This window comes from Nocardia wallacei (assembly GCF_029869545.1).
Classification (GTDB): Bacteria; Actinomycetota; Actinomycetes; order Mycobacteriales; family Mycobacteriaceae; genus Nocardia; species Nocardia wallacei_A.
Genome location: NZ_JARWQD010000258.1, coordinates 1 through 20620 on the forward strand (window position 1 = coordinate 1; position 20620 = coordinate 20620).

The following is a 20620-nucleotide window of genomic DNA, read 5'->3' on the forward strand; positions in this document are numbered from 1 at the left end:
GGGGGCTCCCCAAACCCCCCGGGCCCCCTTGCCCCCCCGTTCCCCCGGGGCCCCCCCCCCCCCCCCCCCCCCCCCCCGGGGGGGGGGGGGGGGGCTTCGTCGGCACCGGCCGGGTTCGCGCGAGTCGGTGGGGCGGGCCGAGCGACGGAGCGGCAAATGCGGCGTGAACATACACTGGTGAACCGTGGGTACACATCGCAGCGCCAGCAGTTCGCGAGGCGTGAGTAAGGGTCTCGTCGTGTCCGTGGTGGCGGTGCTGCTGGTGGTCGCGGCGGTGGGTGGCTGGTTCTGGTTGCGGGGGCATTCGGCGTCCTCCGACCGCAGCGCGGCGGGCGAATGTGTGGAGGGGCAGGTCACCCTGCCGGTGACCGTCGATCCCGATATCGCCACGCCGGTGCGCGCGGCCGCCGACCGCTACAACGCCACCAAGCCGCAGGTGCGTGATCACTGCGTGACGGTGGCGGTGAATGTCCAGCCTTCGGCGGCGATGGTGGGCGCCTTCACCTCCGGCGGCGCCTGGGATTCGAAGCTGGGCCCGCAGCCCGCGCTGTGGATCGCGGATTCGACGCGGTCGGTGGAGCAGATGCGCGTGCCCGGCGTGATCGGCGGCGTCCCGGCCTCGGTGGCGGTGAGCCCGATCGTGCTGGCCGTGCCCGAACCACTGCGCCAGGCGCTGGACCAGGCCAAGGTCGGCTGGTCGGATCTGCCGCGGCTGCAGCAGGGCTCGCTCGGGGAGGTCGGCCTCGACGGCTGGGGTGGGCTGCGCATGGCCATGCCCGCCGGTGACAACGCTTTGGCCGCGGCCCTCGCCGTGGGATCCAACGTCTCCGGGGCCGAGCCGCTCACCGACGAGGCGGCCCGCACGGGGCAGGTGGTCTCCGGGATCTCACAGCTCGCCGCGGGCGCGCCCGAATCCGACGACACGACCGGTGCGCTGGCGAGCCTCACCGGAACCCCCGGCGCCGCGAACGCGGCGATCCACGCCACCGCGGTTACCGAACAGCAACTGAAGACCTCGGGCGGAACCACCGCATTCCGCCCCGACGGCGCGAATCCGATCGCCGACTATCCCGCCGCCATGCTGACCGGGCCGTGGGTGGACAAGACGCAGAACCTCGTCGCCGGGATGTTCACCGATTACCTGCGGGCGCCCGACCAGCAGAAGCTGTTCGCCGACAACGGATTCCAGCCCGCGGCGGCCACCGTCGCGGCCGCGCCGAAAACCGTTCTCGACCAGGTGAAGTCGGTGCTGGCGAATCCGGTGCTGGGCGTCCAGTCGACCGTACTGCTCGACACCTCCGCCGCCATGGGCGCCACCGACGGCTCGCTCACGCGGCTCGCCAACGCGCTCGGCGCGCTGCAGTCGACCATGGACACCATGCCGCCCGACTTCGGGCTCGGCGTGTGGACCTACGCCGGGGATCAGGACGGCGGCACCCCGTACAAGGTGGTCTCCCAGACCGCGCCGCTGACCCGGCAGCACCGCACTGAGCTGGCCCAGTCGCTCGGCAATGTCTCGGCGTCCTCGGCGCAGTCCGACAGCACCTATCCCGCGCTGGAGGCGGCGTACAAGGGCGCCGTCACCGGTCACGCCCAGGGCCGCACCAACTCGGTGCTGCTGATCACCGGCGGTCCCAACGACGGTTCGTCGCTCACCGGCGACCAGCTGGTCTCCAGGATCAAGGCCGCCACCGATCCGGCCCATCCCGTCCGCATCGACATCATCGTCGTCGGCGGCCCGGGCACCCAGACCCTGCAGACCCTGGCCCAGCAGACCGGCGGCACCTACACCCGCCTCGCCAGCTCCAACGACCTCACCTTCGGCACCGCCGTCAACCACGCCCTCACCACCCCCTGACGGGGGCCTGTGTTCGCAGAATTTGCTCGGTGATCATCGGGGCGCTACCCGGTGGTGGGATTGTGGGGGTGTGCGGGTCGAGGCGGATGGGGTGCGGCTGGTCGATCGGTTTCATCAGGTGTGTGCGGTGGTCGCCGGGCGGCTGCCGTTCGGGTTGAGTTCCGTTGTGGCGCCGACGTTTCTCGGGTTTGCGGTGATCAACGGGTTCACCTTCGGTGTGGATCTGCTTCTGCTCACCGTGTTGCACGGGTGGCTGGGGGTCGTGCTGCCGGTGTCGGTGACGCTGGCCTACGCCGTGGCGTTCGGGCTGAGCTATCTGCTCAATCGGACCCTGAACTTCCGCTCGCACGCGGCGGTGGGCCCGCAGGTCACGGTGTATGTGGTGGTGGTCGTGGTGAACTACCTCGCGTTCATTCTGGGAGTGTCCAGCGGCCTGTCCGCGCTCGGCGTCGAATACCACGTGGCCCGGCTCGTCGCCGGTGCCTGCGAGGCCGTCTTCATGTACAGCGCGATGCGCTGGGTGGTGTTTCGCCGCTGAGCGCGGAAAATCCTGCGGCACAACCTGATCGCAGCGGATCCGTCAGTGTCCACCGTGGCGGAGTCGAAGGCATCGAAGACCTCGCGCAGATAGCGGGCCTGCTCGTCCTCGTCGCGGACGTAGTCGCCGTCGAGGCGACCTGCCACCGCGCCCGGCGCAAGCCGCGCCCACCGGGAGCGCGGCCGACCGGCGGCCGGGCCCGATCCGGATCCCGACCGGAAGGCCGCGTTCATCAGCGATTTCACCGCGGCCCTCGGCCGGACCGGCCTGCCCCGCACGGCCGCCGGGGTGATGGCCTGCCTGTTCACCTCCGAGACGCGCAGCCACACGGCGGTGTGGATGCCGCCGATCGAGCGGCTTTCCCGCCGCGGCGAGGCAGTCGGCCTTCCTGCCGCGGCGGGCCTGTCAGGCGATGTGCAGGTCGAAACCCGTGGTGCCCGGGCGTTCCAGGCCGTCGCGCAGGCGCAGGGTGCGGTCGTAGTCGCCGCCGGCCTGCGGGCGATAGCTGATCGGCTCGATCTTGTCGATCTCCGACAGGCGTTGCCGCAGTGCGCTCGCGATCTCCTCGAAGCGCTCGTCGTCGACCCGGATCGTGCCGTAGACGGGGAACGTGGGGAGCACGTCCATGCCGGGGTAGTACAGGATGCCGTGGTTGATGGGGTAGAGCAGGTCGTCGATGTGGCCGTTGATGCCGCGATCGGAGTAGGACGGTTCGCGGCCGCCGATGGAGACGACCAGCATGGCGCGTGTACCGCTGAGCACGCCCGCGCCGTAGCGGGGGATGGCCGTACCGCCCGCGCCGTAGGCGAACCCGCAGGTGAGCACGCGGTCCACCCAGCCCTTGAGGATCGCGGGCATGGAGAACCACCACAGCGGGAAGTGCAGTAGCACGGCATCGGCCCACAGCAGTTTCTCCTGCTCGGCGCGGATATCGGCGCTGAGGGTGCCGTTGTCGTAGGCCTCACCCGAGGCCAGCATGAAGTTGGTCTCCTCGACCTCGCCGAAGTCGTCGGGGTCGGCCTGCGCCTTCCAGCCCATCGCATACAGGTCGCTCACGGCGACCTCGTGTCCATCGGACCGGAGCTGTTGCACGGCAACGTCCTTCAGGGCGCCGGTGAGGGAGTCCGGTTTCGGGTGCGCGTACACGATCAGAATGTTCACAGTCGATGCCAACGAGCTGTCATATCGAAGTATTCCGAAGTATCGCTTCGAATGTTTGTTCCCAGTGATGGTGAACAATGGGAAGCTGTCGTATTTGTGCCATTACACTATGAATCTCTAAGCCGCGGTGGGTTTCTCGGGGTTGGTGCGTTCGACTCCACCGTCGGGTCGGTACCTGTCGATTGTGGAGTGTGTGCCCATGCGGGCGTGGCGTGTCTTCGTTGTCGTGTTGCTGATCGCCGGGATACCGGCCACGATCGCGCGGGCGGAGCCGCCCGTGCCCGCGCCGCCGAGCCTCGGGCTGCCCGACCTGCAGCGCTGGATCGACGAGGTGGTGCCCCGCCCGGAGCTGCCGTCGCTGCCCGCACCGGCCGTCGAATCCGCAGGGGCGGCAGCGGAACTCGCGGCGCTGCGCTCGGCGGTACTGCCCGACGACGTCGGCGATCCGCTGTTCGACGCGTGGCCCGCGAACCTCGCGAGCCTGCGGCCCGGGGAGGTCGCGGAGATCCGCGACGTGACCCCGGCGGCCGCGCCGCTGTTGACGATGCCGCTGAGCCCGCCGCCGCGGCAGGTGCTGCAGCTGAAGTACCGGACCTCCGACGCGCACGGTGAGCCGTCGTTCGCGACCGCGTCGCTGGTGCTTCCGCAGGGTCCGTGGACGGGCGCGGGCGCGCGGCCCGTGCTGGTGAACAATCTCGCCGTCGACGGCCTGGGGCGGCGCTGCACCCCGAGTTACACACTGGCGCACGGCTATTCGGAGACGACGAATTCCGCCGACTTCTTCCCGCCGCTGACCCAGCTGGCGTTGCTGCGCGGCTACGCGGTGCTGATACCCGATCACGAGGGCCCGAATATGGCCTACGCCGAGCCGTATGTGGCCGGTCACGCGGTGCTGGACTCGGTACGCGCGGCGCGCGCCCTGCTGCCCGGGGAACTCGGTGACAGCCCCTACGTGATGGCCGGATACTCCGGCGGCGCGATCGCGACGCGCGCCGCGGCGGTGCTGATCGACTCCTACGCACCGGATCTGGCGAAGTCGATCACCGGCGCCGCGGTCGGCGGGGTGCCCGCCGACTTCCGCATGCTGGCGGGCTCCATGAACGCCAACCTCGCGTCGGGGGTGTTCATGGCGGCGGTCTTCGGCATCGCGCGCGAACGGCCCGAGATCCTCACGCAGATGAACAATCTCGCCCGGCAGGTGACGACATCGCCGCTGAAGAACGCGTGCATGAACCTGATCGAGCTACCGGGTGCGGTGCTGGCTCCGATCGATATCGCGGCCAATACGCCCGATCCGCTGCGCGGCCCGGTGGCCGAGCGGATCTTCCGGGCGACGGATATGTCGGGCCTGAAATCCGCTGTCCCGCTGCTGGTCTACAACGGGGTGCACGATATCTGGATCCCGGCCGCGGGTGCCGAACAGCTGATGCGGCAGCAGTGCGCGCTGGGGGTCCCGGGGATCTACCGCAATGTCCCCGGCGAGCATTTCCTCGCCGGGGATACGGGCTGGCCGCTGCTGATCGACTGGCTCGACCAGCGCCTGCGGGGGATACCCGCCCCCGACGAGTGCTGACCGGCCCCGCTAGACCCGCTTGCCGGATCCGGTGGTGGGGCCGGGCTCGATCCCGTCCCACTGCGTGACCGTGTAGGGCGGTTGGCCCGCGGTTCCGGGCCAGCGGCTGATGATCAACGTGAGCGCGTCGGCGGAGGCGCTGCCGGGATGGATGTAGCCGCCGTAGAGGTTGGGCAGGTGCGGTGTGCCCCAGTGGCCCATCGGCCACTTGTTGTTGCCGACGACCTGCGTTCGCGGCTCGGACCAGGTGCCGTCCGGACGTGGCGACGTGCGGGTGCGGATGCTGTAGTCGTCGATGTCGAAATACGCCATGCAGTACGTGCCGTGGATGATCTTGACACTGAACTCCCCGATGCCGTTGCCCGGACCGAAGATCGGGCTCGGTGCGGCGTCTCGGGTCCACTGCCACTTGTCGTTGTGGAACGCCCAGTTCTCCTGCTTGTCGAACCGACCGTGGAAGAAGTCGCGCGGATCGAAACGGAACAGCTGGATGAGCCCGGTGTCGGCGGCGAAGTGGTGACTTCCGTTCCACGCCTTGGAGAAACAGTAGAGGTGGCCGTCGGCGTCGACGCCCGCGAAGCTCCACATCGAATACAGCGATCCGTTGCTGCCGAGCGCGTCGCCGTTCCAGATGTGGTCGAAGTCCTTCCAGCTGGCGCCGTGGTCGTCGGAGTAGGCGATGGCACCGAATGCGGAGCCGTCGTTCGGGCTGCCCTCGGGAACCCACTGGTGCACGGAGGTGTACTGGATGAACAGCCGATCCTGCCCGTCGGCCTGTAAGGCGATGGCGTCGTTGGGGATTCGGGTGAACTCGACGACGCCGCGCCCGTTGTCCGCCTCGTGCTGATAGTCGAACAGCTGCGCGCACGTCGGGCTCGGCTGGCTGCCGGTGAATTCGATAGCCGTATTACCGGAGCTGTCGAATCTGTCCTGGTACAACAGGACCGGTGAGCCGATGTAGGGCAGCGTCGCGGCCCGGCCGACATTGGCGTCGCCGAAGACATACCCCCAGCCGCCGTCGTGGCGGCGGTAGGGGATGGCCAAATCCCCTGAGCCGAGCCCGAACCGGCTCGCCGAGTCCCCGTCGTTGTCGCACAGCATCGTCCCCCGCTGGGGCATGGTGGATTCCTCCCTGACGTCCGATCCATGTCGAACCTCCACCATCGCACGAGGGGGTACCGCCCGCGCAAGACGCGAAATCCCCTGGCAGGGAAGGATCTGCCAGGGGACTCGCTCGTATTCTCTTGTCGACCAGCGGTTTCGGTGCGCCGGAGGGCCGCCCTCAGTTCTTGGCGGCCAGCGCCTTCGCCTCGCGGCGGCGGCGGTGCAGGATCGGCTCGGTGTAGCCGTTGGGCTGCGTGGTGCCCTCCAGGATCAGCTCCTTGGCGGCCTGGAAGGCGACGCTGGCGTTGAAGTCCGGCGCCATCGGCCTGTACTGCGCGTCACCGGCGTTCTGGCGGTCGACGACCGGGGCCATCCGCTCGAGGCTCTCGACGATCTGGTCGGCGGTCACGATGCCGTGCCGCAGCCAGTTCGCCATCAGCTGGCTCGAAATGCGCAGGGTCGCACGGTCTTCCATGAGCGCGACATCGTTGATGTCGGGCACCTTGGAGCAGCCGACGCCCTGATCGATCCAGCGCACCACGTAACCGAGGATGGACTGGGAGTTGTTGTCCAGCTCGTTGCGGATCTCCTCCGGCGTCCAGTTCGTCTCGGCCGCGAGGGGGATCTCGAGGATCTGGTCGACCGTGGCCCGCGCGCCGCCCTTGGCGATCTCGGCCTGTCGCTGGAACACGTCCACCAGGTGGTAGTGCGTGGCGTGCAGGGTGGCCGCGGTGGGCGAGGGCACCCACGCGGTGGTGGCGCCCGAGCGCGGGTGGCCGATCTTCTGCTCGAGCATGTCGCGCATGAGGTCCGGCATGGCCCACATGCCCTTGCCGATCTGCGCCTTGTGCGGCAGTCCGGTGGCCAGGCCCGTGTCGACGTTCCAGTCCTCGTAGGACGCGATCCACTGCTGCTTCTTCATCTCGGCCTTGCGGACCATGGGCCCGGCCTCCATGGAGGTGTGGATCTCGTCGCCGGTGCGGTCGAGGAAGCCGGTGTTGATGAACACCACGCGGTCCCGCGCGGCCGCGATGCAGGCCTTCAGGTTGACCGTGGTGCGGCGCTCCTCGTCCATGATGCCGACCTTGAGGGTGTTGCGGGGCAGGCCCAGCACATCCTCGATGCGGTCGAACAGCTCGTTGGTGAAGGCCACCTCGTCCGGGCCGTGCATCTTCGGCTTCACGATGTAGACCGAGCCGGTGCGTGAGTTGGAGACCTTGGCGTCGCCGCGCAGGCTGTGCACCGCGATGAGCGAGGTGAACAGGCCGTCGAGGATGCCCTCGGGGACCTCGTTGCCCGCGGCGTCCAGGATCGCGTCGCTGGTCATCAGGTGGCCGACGTTGCGCACGAACAGCAGCGAACGGCCGTGCAGCACAAGGTCTTTGCCGTCGAGGCCGGTGTAGACGCGGTCCGGGTTCATGGTGCGGGTGAAGGTCTTGCCGCCCTTGCTGACCTCTTCGGCCAGATCGCCCTTCATCAGGCCCAGCCAGTTGTGGTAGCCGAGCACCTTGTCCTCGGCGTCGACCGCGGCGACCGAATCCTCGAAGTCCATGATCGTGGTGACCGCGGACTCCAGCACGACGTCCTTGACGCCCGCGCCGTCGGTCTTGCCGATCGGCGACTCCGGATCGATCTGGATGTCGATGTGCAAGCCGTTGTGCCGCAGCAGGATCGAGGTCGGGGCGCCCGGCTCGCCGCGGTAGCCGACCAGTGCCGAGGCGTCGGCCAGGCCGATGTCGGTGCCGTCCTCGAGGGTGACCTCCAGCTCGCCGTCGACGATCTTGTAGGCCTGCGAGCCGACGTGCGAGCCGGTGATGAGCGGCACGGCGTCGTCGAGGAAGTTGCGGGCCCACTCGATGACCTTGTCGCCGCGGACCTTGTTGTAGCCGGTGCCCTTCTCGGCGCCGCCGGTCTCCGGGATGGCGTCGGTGCCGTACAGCGCGTCGTAGAGCGAGCCCCAGCGCGCATTGGCGGCGTTGATCGCGAAACGGGCGTTCATCACCGGCACGACCAGCTGCGGTCCGGCGGTGGTGGCGATCTCGTCGTCGACGTTCTGCGTGCCGATCTTGAAGTCCGCGGGCTCCTCGCGCAGGTAGCCGATCTCGGTGAGGAACTTCTTGTAGGCGGCCCTGTCGTATCCGGCGCCCGGGTTCTCGGCGTGCCAGGCATCGAGCTTGCCCTGGATCTCGTCGCGCTCGGCCAGCAGGGCGCGGTTGCGCGGGGCCAGGTCGTTGATGACCGCCTCGGCACCGGTCCAGAACGCGGCGGAATCTACGCCGGTCCCGGGCAGCGCCTGGTTCTCGACGAAGTCGTGGAGAACGCTCGCAACCTGAAGCCCGCCGATCTGAATCCGCTCTGTCATCTACTGCCTCATTTCGAGATAGCCGGATGGGAAAAAGTACGCCTGTCATGTTACTCGGCGGTAGAAGAGGCTCTGTAGCCGCCTCTTCGCATGGCCCAGTGGGCCCCGGGGGGCTTGATTGTATCGCTCGGTACATTTAATGTACTGCGCGGAACATTTCGGTGGAGAGGGGTCGCCGTGGGGCGTCTGTCGGATCGGGTCGTCGTGGTGACCGGCGGGAGCCGCGGGCTGGGGCGGGAGATGGTGCTCGCGTTCGCGGAGGCCGGTGCCGATGTGGTGATCGCCAGCCGCAAGATCGATGCGTGCGCGGCGCTGGCGGCCGAGGTCCGCGAGAAGTGTGGGCGGCGGGCGCTGCCGGTCGCGTGCAACGTCAGTGACTGGGCGCAGTGCGATGAGCTGGCCGAGGCGGCCTACGCGGAGTTCGGCCGGGTCGACGTGCTGGTGAACAATGCCGGGCTCTCGCCGCTCTACCCGAGCCTGGACCAGGTGAGCGAGGCGCTGTTCGACAAGGTGATCGGCGTCAATCTCAAGGGGCCGTTCCGGCTCTCGGCGTTGATCGGCGCGCGGATGAGGGCCGCGGGTGGTGGCTCGATCATCAACATCTCCTCGATCGAGGCGGCTCGGCCCGAACCCCTCGCCGTGCCGTATTCGGCGGCCAAGGCCGGATTGAACGCGCTGACACTGGGTCTGGCCCAGACCTACGGTCCGTCCGTGCGGGTCAACACCATTCAGTGCGGGCCGTTCGCCACCGATATCTCCGCGGCGTGGCCGGACGGGCTGCGGGAGGAACTGAGTAAGCACAACGCGCTCGGCCGCGTAGGTGAGCCGCACGAAATCGTGGGCGCTGCCCTGTTTCTCGCCGACTCGGCCGCGTCCGGGTTCTGCAGCGGCGCGACCCTGTCGCTGGACGGCGGTTGGCGATGACGTCGGCGCCGGTGCGCAGACGGGGACGGCCGCCCGCCTCCGTGGCGGGGGAGACGCGGGAACGGATCGTGCGCGCCGCGGTGGATCTCTTCGCCGAGAAGGGGTTTCACGGCACGGGTGTCGCCGAGATCGGTGACCGCGCGGATGTGCAGCGCGGGGCGCTCTACTATCACATCGGCTCCAAGGAGGAGCTGCTGTTCCAGATCCTGCGCGACTATATCGACCTGATGTACGCCGAGGCCCGCGCGATCGCCGACGGTCCCGACGATCCGGTCGCCAAGCTGCGCAAGCTGATTCACAGTCACGTCCGCCTCATCGTGGCCCACCGGCGGGAGGTGGCGATCCAGCTGCGCGACGTCACCGCGCTGACCGGCGACCGGGCGGCCGACCTGCAGGAACTGCGCGACCGTGTGCAGGAGTGCTGGCAGCGGGTGATCGATGCGGGGCATGCGGCCGGGGCGCTGAGCACGGCCGATCACGTGGTGACCAACGGCCTGCTCGGAATGCTGAACATGGTGACCTTCTGGTATCGGCCGCACGGTGGTCGGTCGCCGGAACAGATCGCCGAGATTCTCGCGGCGACCGTCCTGGACGGGATCGCTCCCGGCGCGAGCCGGGGCAACGACAGTAATCGCACGAAAGGCTGATCATGGCTTGGGATTTCGAGACCGACCCGGAGTACCAGCGGCAACTGGACTGGGTCGCGGAGTTCGTCCGCAGCGAGGTGGAGCCGCTGGATCTGCTGCCCGATCTGAACCCCTACCACCGCGACGATCCGCAGGTGCGCGCGCTGCTGCGCCCGCTGCAGGAGCAGGTCAAGGAGCGCGGGCTGTGGGCCTGCCACCTCGGACCGGAGCTCGGCGGCCCCGGCTACGGACAGCTGAAGCTGGCGCTGCTCAACGAGGTGCTGGGCACGTCGATGTGGGCGCCGCTCGTCTTCGGTTGCCAGGCACCGGATTCCGGTAACGCCGAGATCCTCGCCCACTTCGGCACGCCGGAGCAGAAGCAGCGGTATCTGCAGCCGCTGCTCGACGGCGAGATCGGCTCCTGCTACGTCATGACCGAGCCGACCGGCGGTTCTGACCCGACGGCCTTCCGGGCCCGCGCGGTGCGCGACGGCGACGACTGGGTCATCAACGGCGAGAAGTGGTTCAACACCGCCGCCGAATACGCCGCCTTCCACATCGTGATGGTGGTGACCGATCCGGAGGCCCCGCCGCATCAGCGGCTGTCGATGTTCATCGTGCCCGCCGGCACGCCCGGCCTGGAGATCGTGAAGAACTTCGAGGTGCACGGATTCTCCAGCCACGAGGGCCACCTGCGATTCACCGATGTGCGGGTTCCGGCCGACCACCTGCTCGGCGCCGAGGGTCTCGGCTTCGTCGTCGCCCAGACCCGGCTCGGCGGCGGCCGCGTGCACCACGCCATGCGCACGGTCGCCATGGTGCGCAAGGCATTCGACATGATGTGCGAGCGCGCGGTGTCGCGGCCCATGGGCAACGGCGTGCTGGGCGGCAAGCAGATGACCCAGGAGCGCATCGCCGACAGCTGGATCGAGATGGAGCAGTTCCGGCTGCTGGTGCTGCGCACGGCCTGGCTCATCGACAAGGAACAGGATTATCGCAAGGTGCGCAAGGACATCGCCGCCATCAAGGTGGCGATGCCGAAGGTGATGCACGACGTCGCGCGGCGGGCGCTGCACCTGCACGGCGCGCTGGGCGTCAGCGAGGACCTGCCGTTCGTCGACATGATGAACTACGCCGAGGTCATGGCGATCGCCGACGGCCCCACCGAGGTCCACAAGATCACCCTCGCCAAGCAGGTCCTGGGCCAGTACGCGCCCGCGGATCCGGTGTACCCGAGCGGATATCGCCCCGCGCTGCGCGAACAGGCCCGGGAACTGGTGGCCCGCAAGCTGGAGCACACCGTCGGCAATCTCTGATGGCGCATCGGCGACGCCCCCTGTCCAGGCCGTTATGGTTCCGTTACCCTGGGCGGCGCAAGTGAATCACCTGATGTGAGGAAGTTCGATGGGTAGTACCGCTATCGACATCGCCAACGTGCTCATCGCGCACGCCACCGCGTTCTGGAACTGGTTCTCCACCGGCTCCTCGGGGTTCCCGCCGCTGTGAGTCGTCGGCGCATCCATCGCCGAGCGCTGACAGCGTGAATTCCGCTGGGCCGTAGCCGAAACGGACGACAGTACGGCCCCGCACCGAAGGTGGCTCCCGGGATCGGGAGCCACCTTCGGCATTTCAGCCGCGGGCCGGAATCATCCGCGCCGCCGCCGGGCGACGAGCCAGCCGATCACGACTCCCGCCGCGAGCACCACCACCGCGGCGGCCGCCCCGAGCACGATCGGCAGCACCGAGGACGAGTCGTCGCTCGCGGGGGCCTCGGATGCGCCCGCGGCGCGGTCGGATCCGCCGCCCGTCGCCTGACCGCCGTCGCCGACGATGCCCCCGGCCAGCTCCGAGGTGTACTTCGGCCCCGGCTCCGGAGTCCCGGCGACGGTGAGGTCCAGCCGTATGGACACCGGCAGGTTGTCGCCCTGCGAGTGGGTCGGACTGAGCTTGACGGCGATGTAATACCATCCGGCCTGGGCCTGGTCGCGCGCCTCCGAATGGTCGGCGTTGCGGTTGTTGTACCGGATCGGCGAGGTCGCGATCGCCGGGTCGTTCGTCGGCAGGACGGTGTCGCTGCCGGTGTAGGCCGTGGTGTCCGAGTCGATCTCGATGGCGAGCGGCGAATACAGGGTGGTGGCGATGTTGGAGATGACATCGGTGCCGCGGCCGCCGTTGGCGTCGTAGTGGACCCGGTAGGCCAGGCCCTGACCCCAGTCCAGCTTGACCCGGTAGAACACGAATTCGCCGGGACGCAGCGTATCGGTGAAGCGGCCGGAGCCGGGGAGCGTGGCCGCGGAGGTGACCGAACCGCCGCCCGTGACCGGGGTGCCCGCACCGGCGGGCTCGACGAATGTGGTCGGCGGGGCGACCGCCTTCGGCCCCGGATCCGTCACGGCCGGTTCGATGCCGACGAGCACCTCCAGCGGCAGCCGCTCCGGAATGCCCGCCGAGACGTTGTTCCAGGTCAGCGCGAAATAGTAGCGTCCGCCGCCCCGGCATTTGTTGGTGCTGGGACTGTTTCCGGGCTCCTTGGCGGCCCCGTCGAAGGCCGTGCCGACGGTGAGCGTGGTGCCGTCGCTGGAACGGCTGGCCTGCTCGGATTCGAAGGCGTGGCAGTCCTCGCCGTCCCGCCCGTACACGCGCAGCTGGACGCCGTTGAAATCGTCGACGACGTCGATGCCGGGCAGGCGGGGGAACGACATGATGCCGGTGAAGTAGGCGGTGGCACCGGCCGGGACGTCGACCGCGTAGTACCGCTTCTCCTTCTGGCCCAGGGTGTCCAGGTAGTGACCCGAGGTGGCGACGGGCGCGGTGTGGTACTTGTCGGTGCCGGTGATCGGCGTGCCCGTGGCCTGATAGTTGCGCAGCGCACCGCCGCTCACGCGCGGCAGGATGCGCTCGAGCGCCGGTCCGTCGACGGCGTCGGAATAGGTGCCGCCGGTGGCCTGCGCCATGCAGCTGAGCTGGGCGCGCGCCCTGGCGTCGACGGCGAAGCCGATGGAGTGCACGACGAGGTCGAGGCCCTGCTTCTTCAGTTCCCGGGCGACGTCGCAGGGTTCGGGTGGCGAACAGGTGTCGTCACCGTCGGAGACCAGCACGATCGAGCGCGGCCCCGAGTTCGGGAGTGTCTTGGCGGCCTCGCGCAGCGCGGTGCCCATCGGGGTCCAGCCGCTGGCCTTGATGCCGTCGGCGGCGCTGGTCAGCGCGGCCTTGTCGAGGGTGTCCGGGCGGCGCAGCACCGAGACGTCGCGGCAGCCCGCGGACTTCTCCGCCTCGGAGTTACCGGTGCTGGTGCCGTAGGTGGTGAGCCCGATCTTGGCCTCGGCGGGAGCGGACCCGACGAAGGTGCGCACCGCGTTCTTGGCGGCGTCCATCATGGTGCCGGCCGGGTCGGGGCGCTGCATCGACCCGGAGGCGTCCAGGATGAGCATGGTGGGCGCGTACTGCGGGGTCTGATCGGCCTGCGCGGTCGCCGGGAGTCCGGCGGGCGTCAGGGCGATGAGACCGGCGGCCAGCGCGGCTGCCAGTCGTCTGAGCTTCGTCATTGTCCTCGTCTATCGATCATGCGGTCGAGCGCGAACGACATTACAGACAATCCGGACCCATACCCACTGCTGAGATGTCGGCGGGCATACGCGAGCGTCCAGCGCGGCCGTCACCTGAAGTCGGTACGGCCGCCGTGGACGTTGATCTTCTGGCCGCTGACGTACTCGCCGCCGCCGGACACCAGGAACCGCACCACATTCGCGACGTCCTCGGGTCTGCAGACCCGGCCGAACGGCGACCCTTCGTCGAGGCTGCGGATATCGGTGACACCGGCGACCGCCTTCACCAGCCGCTGGCCCATCTCGGTGTCGACCAGGCCCGGCGCCACCACATTGACGCGAATCCCGTTGCCGCGCTCCTCGTTCGCGAGCGTGAAGGCCAGGGCCTCCAGGGCGGCCTTGGCCATGTTGTAGGGGGCGCCGCCCGCGCCGTGGTCGAGGGTGGCGGCGCTGGAGATCATGACGATATCGCCGCGCGGGCGGGTGCGCATGGACGGCAGCACCAGCCGCGAAACATGATGTGCGCCCAGCGCATGCGTGGCGACGACCCGCTGCACCTCCGCCGGATCGGTATCGGCCACGAACCGGCCGCGGCTGGCGATCCCGGCGTTGTTCACCAGGATATCGATGTGCCCGAACGCATCGAGCACCTCCGCGACCATCCGCTCGTCGTCCTCGACCGAATCCACACTCGCCCGCACCGCCACCGCGCGGCGGCCGAATTTCTCGATGGCGGAAACGGTTTCGGCGGCGGCCTCCGCATCCGACCGATAGTTCACCGCCACATCCGCGCCATCCTCGCCCAGCGCGACCGCGATGGCCCGGCCGATGCCCCGCCCCCCACCGGTAACCAGCGCAACCCGTCCATCCAACTTCATGCCGCCGACCCTACCGGCCGGGCATGCCACTCGACTGCGCCGAATCCTCAGCCGAACCCGAGTTTCTCGTCCTTGCCCCGTCGTTGGAACTCATTGAGTCGGGGGTACGCCTCGTGCGGGAAGACCGCCGCACATACCGGGACTCCGGTTGCTGAGCGGACTGACCAAGTGGCGCAAGCGGTATCAGTGGCGGGCAGGGCGCGGGGGGTTAGGGTAGTGGCTGGGCGCCGCGTTGGCTCAGGAGGACTGCTATGAGGCCGCATTCCTGGCTTTGGGCGACGAGCATGCCGCGGGCGGCCTCTTTGACTGCGCCGGAGGGTATTTCGCGGTCTGCGGCCTGGGCCATGGTGACTCCGCCCTGGTGGTGGCGGTACATCAGTTGCAGGAACAGGATGTCGGCGTCGCGGCCGCGGGCGGCGGACAGGGCGTCGAGTTCGGCCTGGGAGGCGAGGCCGGGCATCGCGCCGGGGGTAGCGGCCGGGGCGGGTGAATGGTGGTGTGCGGCAGGGGAGTTCGCGGCCATCCAGGCCATAGGCTGCCGCGCCATGGGAGCGGCGTTGGCCAGGCGCAGCCAGCCGAGCATGGTCCCGATCTCCACCCGCTGGTTCTGATCGATCTGCTCGGCCAGCCGCCGCACCACCGGATCGGCACCGGGATCCAGGCGCTGCACCATCTGGATCGCCTGCTGGTGGTGCGCGGTCATATCCTGGGCGAAACCGATCTCGGTGTCGTTCAGTATCCGTGCCGAGCTGTGGGTTTCGGGCCAGAGCAGCGGGCGCAGCGCCGCACCCATCACCAGCAGGATCAGCACACCCGCGGCCAGGCAGGCCGCCGTGAGCAGGCGGCGCATCACGACCCCACGATCGAACGCTGGTCCGCCGGTGGCGAATACACGTCGTTGTCCAGCTGCAGCACCATGAAACCGTTGTCGTTGCAGGTGGTCCACAGCTGGCTGCCGTGCCATTCCGGCGGTGCGAAGCACCAGTCGGTGGACACGTCGCCGAACGCGAGCATGCCGGTGCGCGGCGACAACGCCTGTGCCGGATCGAATTTGCCCTCCAGCATCGCGCGGGCGGTCGAGAAGCTCTCCATGGCGGGCGCCCCGATCAGCGAGGCCAGCGCGTGCGGCGAATTCCACAGCTGCAGGTTCTGCCCGGTCCGCGCGGGCGGGTTGAAGTAGGCGATCTCGCGCACATGGAAGGGGTCGCGCACATCGAACACCCGGACGCCCGAGGACTCCCAGCCGCACGCGAGCGCGGTGGGATCGTTCGGGCGGTCGGCCGCGCAGTAGTGCACGTCGTAGGAGAAGACCGAACCGCCCATCGCGGAGGCCAGCAGGCTGTCCTGATGCTCGGGGAGGTTGATCTCCAGCTTGATCTTGTTGACCACCTCCGGATCGGAGTCCTCGGAGACGTCGACGAGTTTCACGCCGCCCGAACCGCCCTCGTCGGCGGTGAACAGATACGGCTTGCCGTCGTAGGTGACGGGGATGCTGTGCTGGGTGGCCCAGCCGTCGGTCCAGAACACCCGGCCCAGATGTCCCACCTGCGGATTCGGGTCGCGCCGCTGCACGGCGCCGACATCGAGCGTGGTGAAACCGCCGAGGGCGGACAGGTAGAGCCGGTTGCCGTCGGCGCTGACGCCGAAGCCGTGCGCCTCGATCCCGGTGAGGCCCTGCCAGATCACGCGCGGCGTGGTGGGATCGGTGAGGTCGACGGCGCTGAGGAAGCCCGGCGCGATGCCGGAGGCCCAGTAGGTGCGGCCGTCGGGGGAGAAGCCGCCCTCGTGCGTCGTGATCGGCAGCGGCATGGCGAGATTCGTGCCGGGCCCCGGATTCAACAGGCGCGGGTGCGCACAGTCGGAGATGTCGTAGACCGACAGATAGCCGATGCCCGTGCCGACCGGAACGCCGGTGCCCACCAAGAGTTTTCGCTCGGTGTTGACCTTGAGGCTCTCCCACGTGCCCGCGAGCATGGCCGGTTCGGTGAGTGTCGCGGTGAGCACCGGATGCGCCGGATCGGACGCGTCGAGCACCTGCACGCCCTGCGCCGGGCCGAGGAGGTTGCCCGGGAAGAACGAGCCGGTGTAGGAGCAGTGCTCGAAGGTCGTGGAGGTGATGCCGCCGCCGCGCCCCGCATGCCCGCCGACGAACGACATATTGCAGCTGTAGCCCTGTGTGCTGCGGCCGCTGTTGCGATCGGCGGCCGGAACATCGCCCTGCAGACCGGGTTCGGGCCGCGAGCCCGGACCGCAGTCGGCGCGGCCCGCCGCGACCCGGCCCACGTCCAGGAACTGCCGCACCTGATCGGCGATATCGGACTGCAGATCGGCCGACGCACCGCCGACCGGTAGTACCGCGGCCGCCAGCAGCGCCGCCACCAGGACCGTCATCGGCCTGGACCGCCGAATCGTCAGAAATCGCCGCATCGCGAAACCCCCGCCTTCCGGAACCGCACCGTTACCCGCCGTGACGGACCGGGCGGTACCCAGTACCGCCGGTCACGACAACGACGGAAACGGTAACGCGTTCACTGTCTCAGGAGGGTGGTTTTCGGAAAAGATGTCGCGTTCGCGCCGGAGGCGAAGCCGATATCAGCGCGCCGAACGGGTCTGCTCGAGCAGGCCGTCGGCGGCGGCGAGCAGGCGGGAGCGCAGCGGCGCGGCGCGTTCGGCCAGCTCCGCCTGGCCGCGCACGTATTCGGCGCGGCCGGAGGGGGTTTCGATGGGGACGGGGTCGTATCCATACTCGGACAGGTCGTACGGGCTGGCGCGCATGTCGAGTTCGCGGGCGGCGCAGGCCAATTCGAAGCAGTCCAGCAGGAGGTCCGAGTCGAGGAGCGGGACCAGTTTGAAGCCCCACTTGTACAGGTCCATGTTGGCGTGCAGGCAGCCGGGCTGCTCCCGGAGCGGCTGGTCGTCGCGGGTGAGGGCGAGGGTATTGCGCGGCACCGCGTCCGGGGTGAAGAACCGGAAGGCGTCGAAGTGGGTGCAGCGCAGCGACATCGATTCCACCACCGCATCGGTCCCCGCGCTCCCGAGTCGCAGCGGCACCTGCCGATGGCGCACGTCGTCGCTGCGATACACCATCGCCCACTCGTGCAGCCCGAAGCACGACAGCTGCGCGGGCCGGGTCGCGGTGGCGCGCAGCAGCTTCGCGACGAAGGCGATGGTGTCGCGGCGGCGGAGCAGGAACTCCGGATCGGCGGTGGCCCCGGCCGGGATCTGCCGGTACCCGCGGGAATTCGCGTACTCGGCCGCATTCTCCAAAGCCAGGCCGTACCCCGGATGCCAGCGCCGCAGCTGTGCGGGTTTGTGCCCGTAGTAGGTGAACAGGAAGTCGATCACCGGATGCTTCGACCCGGCGGCCCGACGCTGGAGATACGGGCCGATCAGCTCGTCCACCCGGGTGCGATGCGCGGCCGCCCGGGCACGCCAGTCGGACTCTGCCAGTAACAGGACCTCTCGCGTCGCCGCGGCTTCCCGCCCGCTCATTCCGCGATCCGGTGGGTGGCGTCGCGCACGGTGCCCACGAACTCTTCCACCAGGTCTTCGAGCGCGACGATGCCGACCGTGTTGCCGCGGCTGTCGATCGCCCGGCCGAGATGGCTGCTGGTGCGGCGCAATCGCGACAGCGCCTCGTACAGCGTGGTGCCGATGCTGACCGTCGGCAGCGGGCGGATATCGGTGCGCGGGATCGGCGTCGACGGCCCCGCCGAATCGTCGGCCACCTTGTCCAGCACGTCCTTCACGTGCAGATATCCGACCAGCGAGCCGTCGGAGCTGCGCACCGGATAGCGGGAGAAGCCGGTCTCGGCCACCGCGGACTCGATATCGCCGAGCGTCGTCCCGTCGCCGCGCAGCGGCACGCTGCGCGTCTTCGCCAGCGGCACCATCACATCGGCGACGATGCGGTCGGTGGTGCCCAGCGCGCGGGCGAGGCGGCGGTGCTCGCCCTCGTCGAGCAGACCCTCCGAGCGCGATTCGCCGATCATCTCCGCCAGCTCCACCGACGAGACGGTCGCGTCGAGCTCGTCCTTGGGCTCGATGCGCAGCGCGCGCAGCGTGAGGTTGGCGGCCAGGTTGTAGAGGGTGATCAGCGGCCGGGCCAGCCGCAGGAACCACAGCAGCATCGGAACCAGCAGCAGCGCAACGCGTTCCGGCCCGGCGAGGGCGATATTCTTCGGAATCATCTCGCCCAGCAGCATGTGCAGCACCACCACCAGGCTCAGCGCCAGGGCGAACGCGACCGGGTGCAGCAGCTGGTCGGGCAGCCCGGCCAGGGCGAATGGCCGCTCCAGCAGATGCGCGATCGCGGGCTCGCCCACGCGGCCCAGCAGCAGCGAGCAGATGGTGACGCCCAGCTGCGCTGCGGCGAGCATCATCGACAGGTGCTCACCGGCCTTGATGACGGTGTCGGCGCTGCGTTTGCCCTGTGCGGCAAGGGTTTCCAGCCGGTCGCGCCGGGCACTGATGAGGGCGAACTCGGCGCCGACGAAGAAGGCGTTGCCCGCCAGCAGCACCACCGTCAGCAGCACCCCGTACAGGTCACCCATGGTAGAACTCCCAGCTGGCGAGGGTGTCGTGGTCCACGGGCTGCAGGAACACCCGGTCGATGCGGCGGCCGTCCATCCGCTCGACCCGCGCCACCCAGCCGCCGTCGGTATGCGGCTGGTGACCGTTGCGGTGGTGCGGCAGCAGCACCTCGTCGCCCGCCTCCGGAATGCGGCCGAGCACGGTCAGCACCAGCCCGCCGAGGGTTTCGTACTCGCCCTCGGGCGCGTCGTATCCGGTGGCGCGGGCGAGTTCGTCGACGCGGAGCAGGCCCGAGCAGTTCCAGCCCGCGGCGGTGCGGCGCACGTCGAGTTCCTCCTCGTCGTGCTCGTCGCGGACGTCGCCGAGGATCTCCTCGATGATGTCCTCCATGGTGACCAGGCCCGCGGTGCCGCCGTACTCGTCGACCACCAGCGCGACCTGCATGCCGTCCGAGCGCACCCGCTCGAGCACGGCGTCGCCGTTGAGGCTGGCGGGCACGATCGGCACGGCGTGGGCGATGGAGCGCAGCGTGACGGTGCGCCGCTCCCGGACCGGGTGCAGGAACGCCTGTTTGATGTGCACGACGCCGAGCGTGTTGTCCAGGTCGCCGTCGATCACCGGGAAGCGGGAGAAGCCCGTGCGGCCCGCGGCGGCGATGAGGTCGGCGAGCGTGTCGTCCTGATCGAGCGATTCGATCTTGACCCGCGGCGTCATCAGCTCCTCGGCGCTGCGGTCGCCGAACGCGAGCGAACGGTCCACCACCAGCGCGGTGCGCAGATCCAGGGCGCCGCGGCGTGCCGACGTGCGCACCAGCGATCCGAGTTCCTCGGGCGAGCGGGCCGAGCGCAGTTCCTCGGCGGGTTCGATGCCGAAGCGCCGCACCACCCAGTTGGCGATCCCGTTGAGCAGGTTGATCAGCCACTTGAAGAAGGCGGAGAACGCGATCATCGGGCCCGCGGTGAGCCGGGCGGCGGCCAGCGGATTGGCGATGGCCATGTTCTTGGGCACCAGCTCGCCGTAGGTCATCGACAGCGAGGTGGCCAGCACCAGCGCCAGGGCGAGCGAAACCCCGTGCGCGGCAGCCGAACCCAGGCCGAGCGCGGAGAACGGCGGCTCCAGCAGGCGGGCCAGCACCGGTTCGGCGATGTACCCGGTGACCAGGGTGGTGATGGTGATGCCCAGCTGCGCGCCGGACAGCTGGAACGACAGGGTGCGGTGCGCGTGGCGCACCTGGCGGGCCCGGCGGTCGCCGTCGCGGGCGTGCGCCTCGACGGTGCTGCGCTCGAGCGCGGTGAGCGAGAATTCGGCGGCGACGAACAGCGCGGTGCCCAGGGTGAGCGCGATGAAGCCCACCAGGCTGAGCAGCGTGAGCACGACCGACACTGTCAGCACCGCCCGGACGGGGGAGGAACTGGGATAACGGAGGCGCCGGGTATGTCACCCGGCTCGGTAGAGGAGCCCTCCTGAGTGGCGCCCTTGGACGCGGGTGACAACTGGTTCCTTTCGCAAACGGCCGTG

General features: G+C 69.2%; 16 protein-coding genes. 6 read left to right on the forward strand and 10 right to left on the reverse strand.

Features of this window, described 5'->3' with window-relative positions; all coding sequences use genetic code 11:
- Positions 1 to 220 precede the first annotated feature (220 nt).
- Both QH290_RS21990 and QH290_RS21995 read left to right on the forward strand, forming a co-directional pair.
- A complete protein-coding gene (locus QH290_RS21990) occupies positions 221 to 1858 on the forward strand; it encodes a VWA domain-containing protein (RefSeq protein WP_280384850.1) in 1638 nt (545 codons plus the stop codon).
- A 70-nt stretch (positions 1859 to 1928) separates the two neighbouring features.
- Positions 1929 to 2396, forward strand: coding sequence for a GtrA family protein (locus QH290_RS21995; protein ID WP_280263951.1), 468 nt, complete (start codon positions 1929 to 1931; stop codon positions 2394 to 2396).
- Positions 2397 to 2801: 405 nt separating this feature from the next.
- Here QH290_RS21995 and QH290_RS22000 read toward each other — a convergent pair whose 3' ends face one another.
- Positions 2802 to 3569, reverse strand: a complete 768-nt coding sequence (locus QH290_RS22000) for an NAD(P)H-dependent oxidoreductase (RefSeq protein ID WP_342213214.1) — start codon at positions 3567 to 3569, stop codon at positions 2802 to 2804.
- A gap of 187 nt (positions 3570 to 3756) precedes the next feature.
- Here QH290_RS22000 and QH290_RS22005 point away from each other — a divergent pair, with 187 nt between their 5' ends.
- Positions 3757 to 5130, forward strand: coding sequence for a lipase family protein (locus tag QH290_RS22005; protein WP_280263949.1), 1374 nt, complete (start codon positions 3757 to 3759; stop codon positions 5128 to 5130).
- 9 nt (positions 5131 to 5139) lie between these two features.
- Here the strand turns inward: QH290_RS22005 and QH290_RS22010 are convergent, their stop codons facing one another.
- Together QH290_RS22010 and QH290_RS22015 are read right to left on the reverse strand one after the other, a co-directional pair.
- Entirely contained in the window at positions 5140 to 6249 is a 1110-nt protein-coding gene (locus QH290_RS22010; RefSeq protein ID WP_280384852.1) for a DUF4185 domain-containing protein, read from the reverse strand.
- A gap of 163 nt (positions 6250 to 6412) precedes the next feature.
- Complete coding sequence (locus QH290_RS22015; RefSeq protein WP_280263945.1) at positions 6413 to 8596, reverse strand: malate synthase G; 2184 nt, start codon at positions 8594 to 8596, stop codon at positions 6413 to 6415.
- 177 nt (positions 8597 to 8773) lie between these two features.
- Between QH290_RS22015 and QH290_RS22020 the strand changes: the two genes are divergently transcribed.
- From QH290_RS22020 to QH290_RS22030, 3 genes are read left to right on the forward strand one after another with little or no spacing between them, the layout of a single operon-like run.
- Positions 8774 to 9520, forward strand: coding sequence for an SDR family NAD(P)-dependent oxidoreductase (locus QH290_RS22020; RefSeq protein WP_280384854.1), 747 nt, complete (start codon positions 8774 to 8776; stop codon positions 9518 to 9520).
- On the forward strand, positions 9517 to 10167 hold the full coding sequence (locus QH290_RS22025) for a TetR/AcrR family transcriptional regulator (RefSeq protein WP_280263941.1): 651 nt from the start codon (positions 9517 to 9519) through the stop codon (positions 10165 to 10167). Before QH290_RS22020 ends, QH290_RS22025 begins: the two co-directional genes overlap by 4 nt.
- Positions 10168 to 10169: 2 nt before the next feature.
- Positions 10170 to 11462 carry an acyl-CoA dehydrogenase family protein gene (locus tag QH290_RS22030; protein ID WP_280263939.1) on the forward strand — a complete coding sequence of 431 codons (1293 nt, stop codon included), beginning with the start codon at positions 10170 to 10172 and terminating at the stop codon, positions 11460 to 11462.
- A 330-nt stretch (positions 11463 to 11792) separates the two neighbouring features.
- Here the strand turns inward: QH290_RS22030 and QH290_RS22035 are convergent, their stop codons facing one another.
- The 7 genes from QH290_RS22035 to QH290_RS22065 form a co-directional block, all read right to left on the reverse strand.
- Positions 11793 to 13691: a vWA domain-containing protein gene (locus tag QH290_RS22035; RefSeq protein ID WP_280268837.1), complete on the reverse strand. Its 1899-nt coding sequence runs from the start codon at positions 13689 to 13691 to the stop codon at positions 11793 to 11795.
- 110 nt (positions 13692 to 13801) lie between these two features.
- Positions 13802 to 14569 (reverse strand): SDR family NAD(P)-dependent oxidoreductase, encoded by a 768-nt coding sequence (locus tag QH290_RS22040; RefSeq protein WP_280268836.1) that lies wholly within the window; start codon positions 14567 to 14569, stop codon positions 13802 to 13804.
- A 208-nt stretch (positions 14570 to 14777) separates the two neighbouring features.
- The gene (locus QH290_RS22045) at positions 14778 to 15419 is read right to left on the reverse strand and encodes a DUF305 domain-containing protein (protein WP_280384859.1); all 642 of its coding nucleotides are present in this window, start codon (positions 15417 to 15419) and stop codon (positions 14778 to 14780) included.
- Positions 15419 to 16996 carry an LVIVD repeat-containing protein gene (locus tag QH290_RS22050; protein ID WP_280384856.1) on the reverse strand — a complete coding sequence of 526 codons (1578 nt, stop codon included), beginning with the start codon at positions 16994 to 16996 and terminating at the stop codon, positions 15419 to 15421. The genes QH290_RS22045 and QH290_RS22050 overlap by 1 nt, the downstream gene beginning before the upstream one ends.
- Before the next feature lie 165 nt (positions 16997 to 17161).
- Positions 17162 to 18061, reverse strand: a complete 900-nt coding sequence (locus tag QH290_RS22055; RefSeq protein ID WP_280268834.1) for a 3-methyladenine DNA glycosylase — start codon at positions 18059 to 18061, stop codon at positions 17162 to 17164.
- A complete protein-coding gene (locus QH290_RS22060) occupies positions 18058 to 19122 on the reverse strand; it encodes a hemolysin family protein (protein ID WP_280268833.1) in 1065 nt (354 codons plus the stop codon). The genes QH290_RS22055 and QH290_RS22060 overlap by 4 nt, the downstream gene beginning before the upstream one ends.
- Positions 19115 to 20485, reverse strand: coding sequence for a hemolysin family protein (locus QH290_RS22065; RefSeq protein ID WP_280268839.1), 1371 nt, complete (start codon positions 20483 to 20485; stop codon positions 19115 to 19117). The genes QH290_RS22060 and QH290_RS22065 overlap by 8 nt, the downstream gene beginning before the upstream one ends.
- Positions 20486 to 20620: the final 135 nt, after the last annotated feature.

Coding starts and splice junctions, on each gene's coding strand:
- QH290_RS22050 (WP_280384856.1), bottom strand. CDS start 16,996: ATGCGGCGATTTCTGACGATTCGGCGGTCCAGGCCGATGACGGTCCTG.
- QH290_RS22035 (WP_280268837.1), bottom strand. CDS start 13,691: ATGACGAAGCTCAGACGACTGGCAGCCGCGCTGGCCGCCGGTCTCATC.
- QH290_RS22040 (WP_280268836.1), bottom strand. CDS start 14,569: ATGAAGTTGGATGGACGGGTTGCGCTGGTTACCGGTGGGGGGCGGGGC.
- QH290_RS22015 (WP_280263945.1), bottom strand. CDS start 8,596: ATGACAGAGCGGATTCAGATCGGCGGGCTTCAGGTTGCGAGCGTTCTC.
- QH290_RS22060 (WP_280268833.1), bottom strand. CDS start 19,122: ATGGGTGACCTGTACGGGGTGCTGCTGACGGTGGTGCTGCTGGCGGGC.
- QH290_RS22005 (WP_280263949.1), top strand. CDS start 3,757: ATGCGGGCGTGGCGTGTCTTCGTTGTCGTGTTGCTGATCGCCGGGATA.
- QH290_RS22010 (WP_280384852.1), bottom strand. CDS start 6,249: ATGCCCCAGCGGGGGACGATGCTGTGCGACAACGACGGGGACTCGGCG.
- QH290_RS22055 (WP_280268834.1), bottom strand. CDS start 18,061: ATGAGCGGGCGGGAAGCCGCGGCGACGCGAGAGGTCCTGTTACTGGCA.
- QH290_RS22030 (WP_280263939.1), top strand. CDS start 10,170: ATGGCTTGGGATTTCGAGACCGACCCGGAGTACCAGCGGCAACTGGAC.
- QH290_RS22045 (WP_280384859.1), bottom strand. CDS start 15,419: ATGCGCCGCCTGCTCACGGCGGCCTGCCTGGCCGCGGGTGTGCTGATC.
- QH290_RS22025 (WP_280263941.1), top strand. CDS start 9,517: ATGACGTCGGCGCCGGTGCGCAGACGGGGACGGCCGCCCGCCTCCGTG.